10 protein-coding genes are annotated in these 16092 nt (G+C 51.0%); 8 read left to right on the plus strand and 2 right to left on the minus strand.

The window, feature by feature from the left end:
• Positions 1 to 35 precede the first annotated feature (35 nt).
• Complete coding sequence (yqeB, locus tag WES_RS04505) at positions 36 to 1661, minus strand: selenium-dependent molybdenum cofactor biosynthesis protein YqeB (protein WP_016159654.1); 1626 nt, start codon at positions 1659 to 1661, stop codon at positions 36 to 38.
• Between the two features lie 47 nt (positions 1662 to 1708).
• Positions 1709 to 2479, minus strand: a complete 771-nt coding sequence (yqeC, locus tag WES_RS04500; protein WP_000835700.1) for a selenium cofactor biosynthesis protein YqeC — start codon at positions 2477 to 2479, stop codon at positions 1709 to 1711.
• A 104-nt stretch (positions 2480 to 2583) separates the two neighbouring features.
• Here yqeC and mocA point away from each other — a divergent pair, with 104 nt between their 5' ends.
• From mocA to ghxQ, 8 genes are all read left to right on the plus strand, one after another.
• Positions 2584 to 3162, plus strand: a complete 579-nt coding sequence (mocA, locus tag WES_RS04495) for a molybdenum cofactor cytidylyltransferase (RefSeq protein ID WP_001272831.1) — start codon at positions 2584 to 2586, stop codon at positions 3160 to 3162.
• A 322-nt stretch (positions 3163 to 3484) separates the two neighbouring features.
• Complete coding sequence (gene ygfK / locus WES_RS04490; RefSeq protein WP_016159656.1) at positions 3485 to 6583, plus strand: putative selenate reductase subunit YgfK; 3099 nt, start codon at positions 3485 to 3487, stop codon at positions 6581 to 6583.
• 2 nt (positions 6584 to 6585) lie between these two features.
• Positions 6586 to 7914: a putative aminohydrolase SsnA gene (gene ssnA / locus WES_RS04485; protein ID WP_016159657.1), complete on the plus strand. Its 1329-nt coding sequence runs from the start codon at positions 6586 to 6588 to the stop codon at positions 7912 to 7914.
• Between the two features lie 50 nt (positions 7915 to 7964).
• Complete coding sequence (gene ygfM / locus WES_RS04480) at positions 7965 to 8744, plus strand: molybdopterin-dependent oxidoreductase FAD-binding subunit (protein ID WP_016159658.1); 780 nt, start codon at positions 7965 to 7967, stop codon at positions 8742 to 8744.
• Positions 8741 to 11611 (plus strand): molybdopterin-dependent oxidoreductase Mo/Fe-S-binding subunit, encoded by a 2871-nt coding sequence (locus WES_RS04475; RefSeq protein WP_016159659.1) that lies wholly within the window; start codon positions 8741 to 8743, stop codon positions 11609 to 11611. Before ygfM ends, WES_RS04475 begins: the two co-directional genes overlap by 4 nt.
• 332 nt (positions 11612 to 11943) lie before the next feature.
• Positions 11944 to 13344 carry a xanthine/proton symporter XanQ gene (xanQ, locus tag WES_RS04470; RefSeq protein WP_001280174.1) on the plus strand — a complete coding sequence of 467 codons (1401 nt, stop codon included), beginning with the start codon at positions 11944 to 11946 and terminating at the stop codon, positions 13342 to 13344.
• A 17-nt stretch (positions 13345 to 13361) separates the two neighbouring features.
• Positions 13362 to 14678 (plus strand): guanine deaminase, encoded by a 1317-nt coding sequence (gene guaD / locus WES_RS04465; protein ID WP_010349348.1) that lies wholly within the window; start codon positions 13362 to 13364, stop codon positions 14676 to 14678.
• A 25-nt stretch (positions 14679 to 14703) separates the two neighbouring features.
• Positions 14704 to 16071, plus strand: coding sequence for a guanine/hypoxanthine transporter GhxQ (gene ghxQ, locus WES_RS04460; protein WP_000012142.1), 1368 nt, complete (start codon positions 14704 to 14706; stop codon positions 16069 to 16071).
• Positions 16072 to 16092: the final 21 nt, after the last annotated feature.

The following is a 16092-nucleotide window of genomic DNA, read 5'->3' on the forward strand; positions in this document are numbered from 1 at the left end:
AGGCCGGATGGGTAATACCATCCGGCCGTTTTCATTTAAGCCACTTCCAGCACTTCTTCTGTCGCTTTAACGCCCTGATGCATCAACATCATTAACGCCTCAAGTACGCCGCCGCCAATCGCCCTGGCTTTATCTGAAACACTGGTAAAATCAGCCGTTTCACCACGAGGGTCAATATCACCAATTTTAAAACCACCGACCACCGCCAGTCCGTCGTTAAGTAAACCACGCACCATCCCCGTCAACGGCGCTTTAATTTCATGCTCGCCAATCCAGGCAATCACATCACCTTCTTCCACCAGATCGCCTAATTTCACCTTGGATCGCATGATGCCCACCGCCGGAGCACGAATAACTCGTCGGGTGGTGTGCCCCATGATATTACCGGGAACACCTGTATTTTCCTGTGCGCAGCCGGAGTAAATCACCTGACCGAGCCAGTGCCCACGATTCGTTTCAATCACCGCATGACAATCTTTACCTGCGGTAAAGCCCGGCCCAAGCGCGATCGTCACTGGCGCCATATCTGCACGCGTACCCAAATTCTGTTTCGCAAGAATAGCGTCCACAACGCAAAGCGGTTTCAGTTCATCAAGCAGTGAACAGGCAGGATCTACCATCACCGGGATGAATCCACGTTCGGTAAGTTTCATCGCCTCCGCAGAGCTGGTTGCCAGGCGGGCAGTGACGCCTTCGACCGTCATTTCGCCGTCGAACACGGCCTGGGCAAACGCCACGGTACAACGAATCACCGTTGGCTTTTCCACTTCCAGCATGATCACTTTGAACCCCGCATGATACAGACGCAGCGCCACACCACTGGCGATATCCCCCGCACCGCGAATCACCACCAGTTGGTGTCCGGAAGGATGCGTAGGTTTCATCATCAGCCCACCCGGCGCGTTATTTTTCACCTGTAATATTTCTGCCAGCACGCTGATGGCGATCTCCTGCGGCGTTTCCGCACCAATGTTGTAACCAACCGGCGCATGTAAACGGGCAATATGTTCTTCAGCCACGCCTTTCTCGCGCAACTGACGCAGGAAAAGCTGCACCTTGCGGCGACTTGCCAGCAAACCCAGCCATGCAATAGGCTGCTCAATGAGTTTATCGAGGGCTTCACGATCCTGATTATTCGTGGCAATCAGGACAAAATTATCAGGGCGAATCTCCAGTGCTTCTACTGCCGCGCCAAACGACTCAGCATGGAGAAGCGTAGTTGACGGCGGAAAAAGTTCAGGATTGAGGCTTTCGCGATAAATATCGGCAACGGCGATATCAAACCCTAATAACGCGGCACTCTGGGCTATCGCCCGGTTGACATGCCCCGCGCCGATCAACACCAGACGTGGTCGCATACCATGTACGCTGATAAACACTGACATTGCGCCTCCGCAATCTGACCCGACGGCATCCGCGCCGTTACGAGCCATGCGCCCGTGGAATAATCGCGGCTTACGTTCCTGCAATGCCTGAAGCGACTCTTCAATCACCTTCCGCTCAACCATTCCGCCGCCAATTGTGCCGACGATAGAACCATCGGCACGCACTAACATTTGTGCAGAATGACGGGGTGTAGAACCTCGGCTATCAACAATTTGCGCCATCGCAAACGGACAATTTTGCTCTTCGAGTTTTGCAGCCTCTGTGAAAATATTCATACCAACCTCAATGGATATCCTTTCAGTAACCCGGAATGCCCGAGTTGCTAATTCACAAATCTGCGCGCGATTGCAGGATGTTCTTGTATATCGCCCAGCCAGATTGCCTCTACGTCATGTTGTTGCAGCGGTTTGAGTAGCTCGCTTTGCGCAATCGCATTCTCACATTGAGAAAAACGGTTAATGAACCAGACTCGCCGACAGCCTTGCGGTACGTTTTTAAACGCGCCCTGCGGATGGCGAACCAGCGCAACGAGATCGCTAAGTTGCAAGGTTGCATCTGGTGTTAACCCAGTAATATCAGCAAACTGCGACCAGCGATGGATATTTTCGGTGCCAACTTTAGCGCCCAAAATATGCCCTCCCATCACAGCAATCACGCAGCAACTGCTTTTTGGTATGCAAGGTTCGTGCTCATCCGGCGCTTTTAATGGCATTCCACGCGAGCCATCTGCCTCAATGAGAATTACGTCACATTCTGGTCGTTGCGCCAGTACATCAATGGTATCTGGCGTAAATCCCTGCGCTTTTCCCTGTTTCGCTTTGAAGCGGTGAAAACAAAATGCAATGGGGGATGTGAGAGACGCATGAGGAAGCATGGCGGGATCGCGACAGAAAACCACGGGCCAGTGAGACGTTGGTATAAACATATGTGTCGTCGTCGTGATTAACACGCGCCTGCCACTAGACTGAAGTAACTCTGCCAGCCAAAAAAGCAGACTGGTTTTCCCCCCTGCACCAACAACAGAAATGACTGCCGGAGCGTTCTGCACGCCTAAATCAATGAATAATGCTGATGGGTCAATTATACTTTTCACGAGTCTTCATAGACCTCTCTGGGATAAATTAACCCACAAATTCATTAACCAGAAAGTAACGCAATTTTCAGGCGTTATTAACCGATATAAATAATGGAATCACTATGTCAGCCATCGACTGTATAATTACCGCTGCTGGATTATCATCAAGAATGGGACAATGGAAAATGATGTTACCCTGGCAACAGGAAACAATTCTTGATGCAAGTATCAAAAACGCGTTGCAGTTTTGTAGTCGAATTATTTTAGTTACGGGTTTTCGCGCTAATGAACTGCATCATCGCTACGAGAACACTGACAATATTACTCTTATTTATAATCCAGATTATGAGCAGGGCTTACTGACCTCGGTGAAGGCTGCTGCTCCCGAAGTGCAAACCGAACATTGCTTTATTACTCATGGCGACATGCCGAGCATTAATGCAAATATTTTCAATAAAATCTGGCAATTACGCAATGACGGCGCAATACTTCCACTCCACAATGGCATTCCTGGTCATCCCATTTTAATCTCAAAGTCGAGTCTGATGCAGGCTATCCAACGCCCCAACGTGACCAATATGCGTCAGGCATTGCAAATGGGTGAGCATTATTCCGTCGAAATAGAAGATGAAGAAATAATTTTAGATATTGATACCCCCGAGGACTTTATTTATGCGCAAAAGCGGCATACTAAATTTTAGAAAATCAGGTTAAACGATTGCGTTCAAATATTCATTCCACTCAGCGCGTTTTTATCATAATGATAAGGAGTCACTGATTTTGAGAAATGAGAAAAAATGATAAAAGCCCTGACAATAATAACTCTCAGTAGTGATTTTAATTCTCATTTAGCACCTGTGAGATCATTCACAAAAAACCATTAAGTTTCGAGGCGCCTCACATTTTTTTATATTTCAGGACCAACCTGGCAATAGTGGTGCGATTGTTGCTCTGTCTCCTTAAACCACCGGATTTATCAATACCGGTTACTCAATGATATCTGTATAAGCTAAGGAGAGGGTTATGGGGGATATTATGCGTCCCATTCCGTTTGAGGAACTTTTGACGCGCATATTTGATGAATACCAACAACAACGCTCAATCTTTGGTATTCCTGAGCAACAGTTTTACTCACCCGTAAAAGGTAAATCTGTCGGCGTCTTCGGTGAAACCTGTGCCACCCCCGTCGGCCCTGCCGCTGGTCCGCACACGCAACTCGCGCAAAACATCGTCACCTCCTGGCTGACTGGCGGACGCTTCATCGAACTAAAAACCGTCCAGATTCTTGATCGTCTGGAGCTGGAAAAGCCTTGTATCGACGCCGAAGATGAGTGCTTTAACACCGAATGGTCCACCGAATTTACCCTGCTTAAAGCCTGGGATGAATACCTCAAAGCCTGGTTTGCCCTGCATCTTCTCGAAGCGATGTTCCAGCCTTCTGACTCCGGTAAATCGTTCATCTTTAATATGAGCGTCGGTTACAACCTCGAAGGCATTAAGCAGCCGCCGATGCAGCAGTTCATCGACAATATGATGGACGCATCTGACCATCCGAAATTCGCTCAATACCGCGATACGCTGAATAAACTCCTCCTCGATGACGCATTTTTAGCCCGTCACGGATTACAAGAAAAACGTGAAAGCTTGCAGGCCTTGCCAGCCCGTATCCCCACCAGCATGGTACAAGGCGTTACCCTCTCCACCATGCACGGCTGCCCTCCGCATGAAATCGAAGCCATTTGCCGCTACATGCTGGAAGAAAAAGAGCTGAACACCTTTGTGAAACTCAACCCGACCTTACTGGGGTACGCGCGTGTTCGTGAGATTCTTGATGGATGTGGATTCGATTACATCGGCTTAAAAGAAGAGTCATTTGATCACGACCTCAAGCTGACGCAGGCGCTGGAAATGCTGGAACGCCTGATGGCGCTGGCAAAAGAAAAATCACTCGGCTTTGGCGTCAAACTGACTAACACTCTCGGCACCATCAATAACAAAGGCGCACTGCCCGGTGAAGAGATGTATATGTCCGGTCGTGCGCTGTTCCCGCTCTCTATCAATGTCGCAGCAGTTCTGTCCCGCGCCTTTGACGGCAAACTGCCAATTTCTTATTCCGGTGGTGCCAGCCAGCTGACTATCCGCGATATTTTCGATACTGGCATTCGCCCAATCACCATGGCAACCGACTTGCTGAAACCAGGCGGCTATCTGCGTTTAAGTGCCTGTATGCGCGAGCTGGAAGGCTCCGACGCCTGGGGACTTGACCACGTTGACGTGGAACGACTGAGCAAGCTGGCCGCAGATGCGCTGACCATGGAATACACCCAGAAACACTGGAAGCCAGAAGAGCGGATAGAAGTGGCAGAAGACCTGCCGCTGACCGACTGCTACGTTGCCCCCTGTGTCACTGCCTGCGCCATCAAACAGGATATTCCGGAATACATTCGACTGTTGGGCGAACATCGTTATGCCGACGCGCTGGAACTCATCTACCAACGTAATGCCCTGCCCGCCATTACTGGTCACATTTGCGATCACCAGTGCCAGTACAACTGTACCCGCCTGGATTACGACAGTGCGCTGAATATCCGCGAACTGAAAAAAGTCGCCCTGGAAAAAGGCTGGGATGAATACAAACAACGCTGGCACAAACCAGCGGGTTCTGGTTCTCGCCATCCGGTTGCCGTCATTGGCGCGGGTCCTGCGGGTCTGGCTGCAGGTTACTTCCTTGCCAGAGCGGGGCATCCGGTCACACTGTTTGAACGCGAAGCTAACGCCGGCGGCGTGGTGAAAAATATCATTCCCCAATTCCGTATTCCTGCTGAGTTGATTCAGCACGATATCAATTTTGTTGCCGATCACGGCGTGAAATTTGAGTATGACTGCTCACCGGATCTGACCGTCGAACAGTTAAAAAATCAGGGTTTCCACTATGTTCTGATTGCCACCGGCACCGATAAAAACAGCGGTGTGAAACTGGCTGGCGACAACCAGAATGTCTGGAAATCCCTCCCCTTCCTGCGTGAGTACAACAAAGGAACGGCGCTCAAGCTGGGCAAACATGTGGTGATTGTCGGTGCGGGTAACACCGCAATGGACTGCGCCCGCGCGGCATTACGCGTGCCGGGCGTAGAAAAAGCGACTATCGTTTACCGTCGTTCACTGCAAGAGATGCCAGCATGGCGCGAAGAGTATGAAGAAGCACTACACGATGGCGTAGAGTTCCGTTTCCTCAATAACCCAGAACGTTTTGATGCGGATGGCACCTTAACGTTGCGCGTCATGTCGCTTGGCGAACCTGATGAGAAAGGTCGCCGCCGTCCGGTTGAAACCAGCGAAACGGTAACGCTGCACGTAGACAGCCTGATCACCGCCATTGGCGAACAGCAGGATACTGAAGCCCTGAATGCGATGGGCGTGCCGCTGGACAAAAACGGCTGGCCTGATGTCGACCATAACGGTGAGACCCGCCTGACTGACGTCTTTATGATCGGTGACGTACAGCGCGGACCGTCCTCTATCGTTGCCGCAGTTGGCACCGCTCGTCGGGCTACCGATGCCATCCTTAGTCGGGAAAATATTCGCTCCCACCAGAACGATAAACACTGGAACAACGTCAACCCGGCGGAAATCTACCAACGTAAAGGTGATATCTCAGTCACCCTGGTGAACAGCGACGATCGCGACGCGTTTGTCGCCCAGGAAGCCGCTCGCTGCCTTGAATGTAACTACGTTTGCAGCAAGTGTGTAGATGTCTGCCCGAACCGCGCCAACGTCTCAATTGCCGTCCCTGGCTTCCAGAACCGTTTCCAGACGCTGCACCTTGACGCTTACTGCAACGAATGCGGCAACTGCGCCCAGTTCTGCCCGTGGAACGGTAAACCGTACAAAGACAAAATCACCATCTTTAGTCTGTCGCAAGACTTTGATAACAGCAGCAATCCAGGCTTCCTGGTGGAAGATGAGCGTGTACGTGTCCGTCTGAATAACCAGAGTTGGGTGTTGAACATCAATAGCGAAGGTCAGTTCGACAACGTACCGCCAGAGCTGAACGATATGTGCCGCATTATCAGCCATGTCCACCAGCATCATCATTATCTGCTGGGCCGCGTGGAGGTGTAATCATGTTGATTCTGAAGAATGTCACCGCAGTGCAGTTACACCCGGCAAAAGTGCAGGAAGGCGTCGATATCGCCATCGAAAATGATGTGATTGTCGCGATCGGCGATACTCTGACGCAGCGTTATCCTGACGCCAGCTACAAAGAGATGCATGGCCGGATTGTGATGCCTGGGATTGTCTGCTCGCACAACCATTTTTACTCGGGACTTTCGCGCGGAATTATGGCGAACATCGCCCCCTGCCCGGATTTCATCTCAACGCTGAAAAATCTCTGGTGGCGGCTCGATCGTGCCCTTGATGAAGAGTCGCTCTATTACAGCGGGCTGATTTGTTCACTCGAAGCAATCAAGAGCGGATGCACGTCGGTTATCGATCACCATGCTTCCCCGGCTTATATCGGCGGGTCGCTCTCGACGCTGCGCAACGCATTTTTAAAAGTTGGCCTGCGTGCGATGACCTGTTTTGAAACCACTGACCGTAACAACGGCATCACAGAGTTACAGGAAGGTGTAGAAGAAAACATCCGTTTCGCCCGTCAGATTGACGACGCGAAGAAAGCGGCTACCGAGCCATATCTGGTCGAAGCGCATATTGGTGCTCACGCGCCGTTTACTGTGCCGGATGCAGGTCTGGAAATGCTGCGCGAAGCCGTAAAAGCCACCGGGCGTGGTTTACACATTCACGCTGCTGAAGATCTTTACGACGTTTCTCACAGTCACCACTGGTACGGCAAAGATCTGCTGGCACGGCTGGCGCAATTCGATCTTATCGATAGCAAAACGCTGGTCGCCCACGGCCTGTATCTGTCGAAAGAGGATATCGCCCTGCTTAATCAGCGTGACGCGTTCCTGGTACATAACGCCCGCTCCAACATGAATAACCATGTTGGTTACAACCATCATCTTAGCGATATCCGCAATCTGGCGCTGGGAACCGACGGCATCGGTTCAGACATGTTTGAAGAGATGAAATTCGCCTTCTTTAAACATCGTGACGCTGGTGGTCCGCTGTGGCCTGACAGTTTTGCCAAAGCCCTGACTAACGGCAACGAACTAATGAGTCGCAACTTTGGTGCGAAATTCGGCCTGCTGGAAGCCGGTTATAAAGCCGATTTAACCATTTGCGATTACAACTCGCCAACGCCGTTGCTGGCGGACAATATCGCCGGTCATATCGCTTTCGGCATGGGTTCAGGCAGCGTTCACAGCGTGATGGTCAACGGTGTGATGGTCTATGAAGACCGTCAGTTTAACTTCGATTGCGATTCCATTTATGCGCAAGCCAGAAAAGCCGCCGCCGGTATGTGGCGTCGGATGGATGCGCTGGCATAAATGACAGATACCCTCTTCCTTCAGGGAAGAGGGTTAAATAAGGAAAGAAGATGATTGAACAATTTTTCAGACCCGACTCTGTCGAACAGGCGCTGGAACTGAAGCGCCGCTACCAGGATGAAGCAGTCTGGTTTGCCGGGGGCAGCAAACTCAACGCCACACCAACCCGTACCGATAAAAAGATTGCCATTTCCTTGCAGGATCTGGAGCTGGACTGGGTTGACTGGGATAACGGCGCACTGCGTATTGGCGCAATGTCTCGCTTGCAGCCACTGCGTGATGCGCGATTTATTCCTGCAGCTTTGCGCGAGGCCCTCGGCTTTGTCTACTCTCGCCATGTTCGTAATCAGTCGACCATTGGTGGCGAAATCGCCGCCCGGCAGGAAGAGTCGGTGTTGCTTCCCGTCTTGCTGGCACTGGATGCTGAACTGGTTTTTGGCAATGGTGAAACGCTGTCAATTGAGGACTACCTGTCCTGCCCATGCGATCGTCTGCTGACGGAAATCATCATTAAAGATCCGTATCGCACCTGCGCGACTCGCAAAATTAGCCGTTCCCAGGCTGGGTTAACGGTGGTGACTGCGGCCGTTGCGTTAACCGACCACGACGGTATGCGAATTGCGCTGGATGGCGTCGCCAGTAAAGCACTGCGTTTGCACGATGTCGAAAAACAAAATCTGGAAGGTAATGTACTGGAGCAGGCCGTCGCCAACGCCATTTTCCCGCAGGAAGATTTGCGGGGCAGCGTGGCCTATAAACGCTATATCACGGGAGTTCTGGTAGCCGACCTGTATGCCGACTGCCAACAGGCTGGGGAGGAAGCCGTATGATTATCCACTTTACTTTAAATGGCGCGCCCCAGGCGCTAACCGTTAATCCTGGCGAAAACGTGCAAAAGCTGTTGTTTAACATGGGAATGCACTCTGTACGTAACAGTGATGATGGTTTCGGTTTTGCCGGTTCTGACGCAATTATCTTTAACGGTAATATCGTCAACGCATCCCTGCTTATTGCCGCACAGTTAGAAAAAGCAGACATTCGTACCGCAGAATCGCTGGGCAAATGGAACGAGTTAAGTCTGGTTCAGCAGGCAATGGTTGATGTCGGCGTGGTGCAGTCCGGTTATAACGATCCGGCTGCGGCTCTGATTATTACCGATCTTCTTGATCGCATCGCCGCACCTACCCGTGAAGAGATCGACGACGCGCTTTCTGGTCTGTTCAGCCGCGATGCAGGCTGGCAACAATACTACCAGGTCGTCGAACTGGCGGTTGCGCGTAAAAATAACCCACAAGCCACGATTGATATCGCCCCGACTTTCCGCGACGACCTTGAAGTCATTGGTAAGCACTATCCTAAAACTGATGCCGCGAAAATGGTGCAGGCGAAACCCTGCTATGTTGAAGACCGCGTAACGGCTGACGCCTGCGTCATTAAAATGTTACGTAGCCCACACGCTCACGCACTGATTACCCATCTGGATGTCAGCAAAGCCGAAGCTTTACCGGGCGTCGTTCACGTTATTACTCACCTGAATTGCCCGGACATCTATTACACCCCTGGTGGTCAGAGCGCGCCGGAACCGTCACCACTTGACCGCCGCATGTTCGGCAAGAAAATGCGTCACGTCGGCGATCGCGTTGCTGCGGTCGTTGCTGAAAGTGAAGAAATTGCGCTCGAAGCACTGAAGCTCATTGACGTTGAATATGAAGTGCTTAAACCGGTAATGTCGATTGACGAGGCAATGGCGGAAGATGCGCCTGTCGTACACGATGAACCGGTGGTGTATGTGGCTGGTGCGCCAGATACTCTGGAAGATGATAACAGCCATGCAGCCCAGCGCGGCGAGCATATGATCATTAACTTCCCTATCGGTTCTCGCCCACGCAAAAATATCGCCGCCAGTATTCATGGACATATTGGCGATATGGATAAAGGCTTCGCCGATGCCGATGTGATCATTGAGCGAACCTATAACTCAACTCAGGCGCAGCAATGCCCGACTGAAACACATATCTGCTTTACCCGTATGGATGGCGATCGGCTGGTTATTCACGCCTCCACTCAAGTACCGTGGCACTTACGCCGCCAGGTTGCGCGCCTTGTAGGTATGAAACAACATAAAGTTCATGTCATTAAAGAGCGCGTTGGCGGCGGTTTCGGCTCTAAACAAGACATTCTGTTGGAAGAAGTGTGCGCATGGGCAACCTGCGTAACCGGGCGCCCGGTGCTGTTTCGCTACACCCGTGAAGAAGAGTTTATTGCCAACACTTCTCGTCACGTCGCGAAAGTCACTGTCAAACTGGGAGCGAAAAAAGATGGTCGCCTGACGGCAGTGAAGATGGATTTCCGTGCTAACACGGGTCCTTACGGCAACCATTCACTCACTGTACCCTGTAACGGACCGGCGCTGTCGCTGCCGTTATATCCGTGCGATAACGTCGATTTCCAGGTCACCACCTACTACAGCAACATTTGCCCAAATGGTGCTTATCAAGGTTATGGCGCACCGAAAGGTAACTTCGCGATCACCATGGCATTAGCGGAGCTGGCTGAACAGTTACAGATCGACCAACTGGAAATTATCGAACGAAACCGGGTACACGAAGGACAAGAGCTGAAAATCCTCGGTGCAATCGGTGAAGGTAAAGCACCGACATCCGTTCCATCCGCCGCCAGCTGCGCGCTGGAAGAGATCCTGCGTCAGGGTCGCGAGATGATTCAATGGTCTTCACCGAAACCGCAAAATGGTGACTGGCGCATCGGTCGTGGCGTTGCCATTATCATGCAGAAATCAGGGATCCCGGATATCGATCAGGCTAACTGCATGATCAAACTGGAATCAGACGGCACCTTTATCGTTCACTCCGGTGGTGCAGATATCGGAACCGGCCTGGATACTGTGGTGACCAAACTGGCGGCAGAAGTGCTGCATTGCCCGCCGCAGGACGTGCATGTTATCTCCGGTGACACCGACCATGCGCTGTTTGATAAAGGCGCGTATGCCTCATCCGGTACTTGCTTCTCAGGCAACGCGGCGCGTATGGCAGCGGAAAATCTGCGGGAGAAAATCCTGTTCCACGGTGCACAAATGTTGGGTGAGCCACTGGAAGATGTTCAACTGGCAACGCCGGGCGTCGTGCGCGGTAAGAAAGGCGAAGTGAGTTTCGGGGATATTGCCCATAAAGGCGAAACCGGTACTGGCTTTGGTTCACTGGTGGGAACAGCCAGTTACATCACGCCTGATTTCGCCTTCCCGTATGGCGCAAACTTTGCCGAAGTTGCCGTTAACACGCGTACCGGTGAAATCCGCCTGGACAAATTCTACGCCCTGCTGGATTGCGGTACGCCGGTCAATCCGGAGTTAGCGTTGGGACAAATCTACGGCGCTACCCTGCGTGCTATCGGACACAGTATGAGCGAAGAAATCATTTATGACGCCGAAGGTCACCCGTTAACCCGCGATTTACGCAGTTACGGCGCACCGAAAATTGGTGACATCCCGCGTGATTTCCGTGCCGTACTAGTACCGAGCGACGATAAAGTCGGCCCGTTCGGGGCGAAGTCTATCTCGGAAATTGGCGTAAATGGCGCAGCACCAGCAATAGCTACCGCAATTCACGATGCCTGCGGCATCTGGTTACGCGAATGGCATTTCACGCCGGAGAAAATACTCACCGCGCTGGAAAAAATATAAGTAATAAATGGCCGCTTCGGCGGCCTGGATTGCTGACAAACGCGAAATGGCCTGATGCGCTGCGCTTATCAGACCTACATGTCGACTGCAATATATTGAGTTAGCATGATTTGGTAGGCGGATAAGGCGTTCACGCCGCATCCGGCATGAACAAAGCGCGATTTATCAACAATCTGTTACCGCTTCAGCGGCCTGTTTCTCTGTTTGAACGATGACTAAATAGTAACTGCGAAAATGAGATAAGCCGTTCTCAAGGCGTCCTGCGCCCCAAATTCGTGGGTATTTATTTTACTGATTCAGATGATCAAATTTACTTTAAAAGGAGTGAAGGGATGTCTGATATAAACCATGCAGGTTCCGACCTTATATTTGAACTGGAGGATCGTCCTCCCTTTCATCAGGCTATTGTTGGCGCAATTACCCATCTGTTAGCAATTTTCGTTCCGATGGTGACTCCCGCATTAATTGTGGGTGCGGCCTTACAACTTTCCGCAGAAACAACCGCCTATCTGGTTTCAATGGCAATGATCGCCTCCGGCATTGGAACATGGTTACAGGTAAACCGTTATGGCATCGTGGGTTCCGGTTTACTCTCCATTCAGTCAGTCAATTTTTCATTTGTTACCGTCATGATTGCGCTGGGCAGCAGCATGAAAAGCGATGGTTTCCACGAAGAATTAATCATGTCGTCGCTGCTTGGCGTTTCCTTCGTCGGCGCATTTCTGGTTGTCGGTTCTTCTTTTATCCTGCCTTATCTACGTCGGGTTATCACCCCCACCGTCAGCGGCATTGTGGTGCTGATGATCGGCTTAAGCCTGATTAAAGTCGGCATTATCGATTTTGGCGGTGGATTTGCAGCCAAAAGCAGCGGTACGTTCGGCAATTACGAACATCTCGGCGTTGGTTTATTGGTTTTGATTGTGGTGATCGGCTTTAACTGCTGCCGTAGTCCGTTGCTACGCATGGGCGGGATCGCCATCGGGCTTTGCGTCGGCTATATCGCGTCGTTATGTCTTGGCATGGTGGATTTCAGCAGTATGCGCAACCTGCCGTTAATCACTATCCCACATCCGTTCAAATACGGGTTTAGTTTCAGCTTTCATCAGTTCCTGGTGGTTGGCACTATTTATCTGCTTAGCGTACTGGAGGCAGTAGGCGATATCACCGCCACGGCAATGGTTTCCCGCCGTCCTATTCAGGGTGACGAATATCAGTCACGACTGAAAGGTGGCGTGCTGGCAGATGGCCTGGTCTCTGTTATCGCCTCCGCTGTCGGTTCATTACCGCTAACCACGTTTGCGCAAAATAATGGGGTTATTCAGATGACTGGCGTCGCTTCACGTTATGTCGGGCGAACCATCGCGGTTATGTTGGTTATCCTCGGGTTATTTCCGATGATCGGCGGCTTCTTCACCACTATCCCCTCGGCAGTTCTGGGGGGCGCAATGACGTTAATGTTTTCCATGATTGCCATTGCCGGTATCCGCATCATTATCACCAATGGCTTAAAACGCCGTGAAACACTTATCGTCGCCACCTCATTAGGTTTAGGTCTTGGTGTTTCCTACGATCCCGAAATTTTTAAAATATTGCCTGCCTCTATTTATGTATTAGTTGAAAACCCTATTTGTGCAGGCGGGTTAACTGCGATTTTATTAAATATTATTCTCCCTGGTGGCTACCGACAGGAAAACGTTCTGCCTGGTATTACCTCAGCGGAAGAGATGGATTAAAAGTAAAGGAGTCAATGATGTCAGGAGAACACACGTTAAAAGCAGTACGAGGCAGTTTTATTGATGTCACCCGTACAGTCGATAACCCGGAAGAGATCGCCTCTGCGCTGCGATTTATTGAGGATGGTTTACTGCTCATTAAACAAGGGAAAGTGGAATGGTTTGGCAAATGGGAGGACGGAAAGCATCAAATTCCTGACACCATTCGCGTTCGCGACTATCGCGGCAAACTGATAGTACCGGGCTTTGTCGATACACATATCCATTATCCGCAAAGTGAAATGGTCGGTGCCTATGGCGAGCAGTTGCTGGAATGGCTGAATAAACACACCTTCCCCACAGAGCGTCGTTATGAGGATTTAGAATATGCCCGCGAAATGTCGGCATTTTTCATCAAACAGTTATTGCGCAACGGCACAACCACGGCGCTAGTGTTTGGGACCGTTCATCCGCAATCCGTTGATGCGTTGTTTGAAGCCGCCAGTCATATCAATATGCGCATGATTGCCGGCAAGGTGATGATGGATCGCAATGCGCCGGATTATCTGCTCGATACCGCAGAAAGCAGCTATCACCAAAGCAAAGAACTGATCAAACGCTGGCACAAAAATGGACGTCTGTTATACGCCATTACGCCGCGCTTCGCACCGACTTCATCTCCCGAACAGATGGCAATGGCGCAACGCCTGAAAGAAGAGTTTCCCGATACGTGGATACATACCCATCTGTGTGAAAACAAAGATGAAATTGCCTGGGTGAAAGAGCTTTATCCTGAACATGATGGCTATCTGGATGTTTATCACCAGTATGGCCTGACAGGTAAAAACTGCGTCTTTGCTCACTGCGTCCATCTGGAAGAAAAAGAGTGGGATCGTCTCAGCGAAACTAAATCCAGCATCGCATTTTGTCCAACCTCCAACCTTTATCTCGGCAGCGGCTTATTCAACTTGAAAAAAGCATGGAATAAGAAAGTCAAAGTTGGCATGGGGACTGACATTGGCGCAGGAACCACCTTCAACATGCTGCAAACACTGAACGAAGCCTACAAAGTATTGCAGCTACAGGGCTATCGTCTCTCAGCATATGAAGCATTTTATCTTGCCACGCTCGGTGGCGCGAAATCTCTGGGGCTTGACGATCTGATCGGCAACTTTATACCAGGCAAAGAGGCTGATTTCGTGGTGATGGAACCTACCGCCACACCGCTGCAGCAACTGCGCTATGACAACTCTGTTTCTTTAGTCGACAAATTGTTCGTGATGATGACGTTGGGCGATGACCGTTCTATCTATCGCACCTACGTTGATGGTCGTCTGGTGTACGAACGTAACTAATAATAAACCTCGTGAGGACATCATTATGTCTGGAGACATCCTACAAACACCGGACGCACCAAAGCCACAGGGCGCGCTGGATAATTATTTTAAAATTACCGCTCGTGGCAGCAGCGTTCGCCAGGAGGTACTGGCGGGTCTGACCACATTCCTCGCTATGGTTTACTCCGTTATCGTAGTGCCGGGAATGCTGGGTAAAGCAGGTTTTCCTCCCGCAGCGGTCTTCGTTGCCACCTGTCTGGTCGCAGGCTTCGGCTCTCTGCTGATGGGGTTATGGGCTAACCTGCCAATGGCGATTGGTTGCGCCATTTCCTTGACAGCATTTACTGCATTCAGCCTGGTACTTGGGCAACAAATTAGCGTTCCGGTAGCACTAGGGGCGGTCTTTCTGATGGGGCTGATATTTACCGCTATCTCCGTAACTGGCGTGCGAACCTGGATCTTACGCAATTTACCAATGGGTATTGCGCACGGTACAGGTATCGGTATTGGTCTGTTCCTGCTACTGATTGCCGCTAACGGCGTAGGTATGGTCATCAAAAACCCGATTGAAGGCTTACCAGTTGCGCTTGGTGCGTTTACCTCTTTCCCAGTGCTGATGAGCTTGCTGGGATTAGCGGTGATTTTCGGCCTGGAGAAGTGCCGCGTACCTGGTGGGATCTTGTTGGTCATTATCGCCATCTCGATCATCGGCTTAATTTTTGATCCGGCGGTGAAATACCACGGTCTGGTGGCAATGCCGAGTCTGACTGGCGAAGATGGAAAATCTCTGATTTTCAGCCTGGATATTATGGGCGCGCTCCAGCCAACCGTACTTCCGAGTGTACTGGCATTAGTGATGACTGCTGTGTTTGACGCCACCGGCACCATCCGTGCAGTAGCCGGTCAGGCGAATCTGCTGGATAAAGACAACCAAATAATCAACGGTGGCAAAGCCCTGACCAGTGACTCGGTTAGCTCAATATTCTCCGGTTTAGTGGGTGCGGCACCTGCGGCAGTTTATATCGAATCAGCGGCAGGAACCGCCGCCGGAGGCAAAACCGGTTTGACCGCTACCGTGGTTGGTGCATTGTTCCTGTTGATTCTGTTTTTATCTCCGCTGTCGTTTCTGATCCCTGGGTATGCCACAGCCCCTGCACTGATGTACGTTGGTCTACTGATGTTAAGCAACGTTTCGAAGCTGGATTTCAACGACTTTATTGATGCAATGGCCGGACTGGTGTGTGCCGTGTTCATCGTCCTGACCTGCAATATCGTTACCGGTATTATGCTGGGCTTTGTGACGCTGGTTGTAGGTCGCGTCTTTGCTCGCGAATGGCAAAAACTGAATATTGGTACGGTTATCATTACCGTCGCCCTGGTCGCTTTTTACGCTGGTGGTTGGGCTATTTAAGAGATTCTCCGCGCCTTTCAG

The sequence above is a fragment of the Escherichia sp. KTE31 genome, from assembly GCF_000407925.1.
In the GTDB taxonomy this organism is placed as follows: Bacteria; Pseudomonadota; Gammaproteobacteria; order Enterobacterales; family Enterobacteriaceae; genus Escherichia; species Escherichia ruysiae.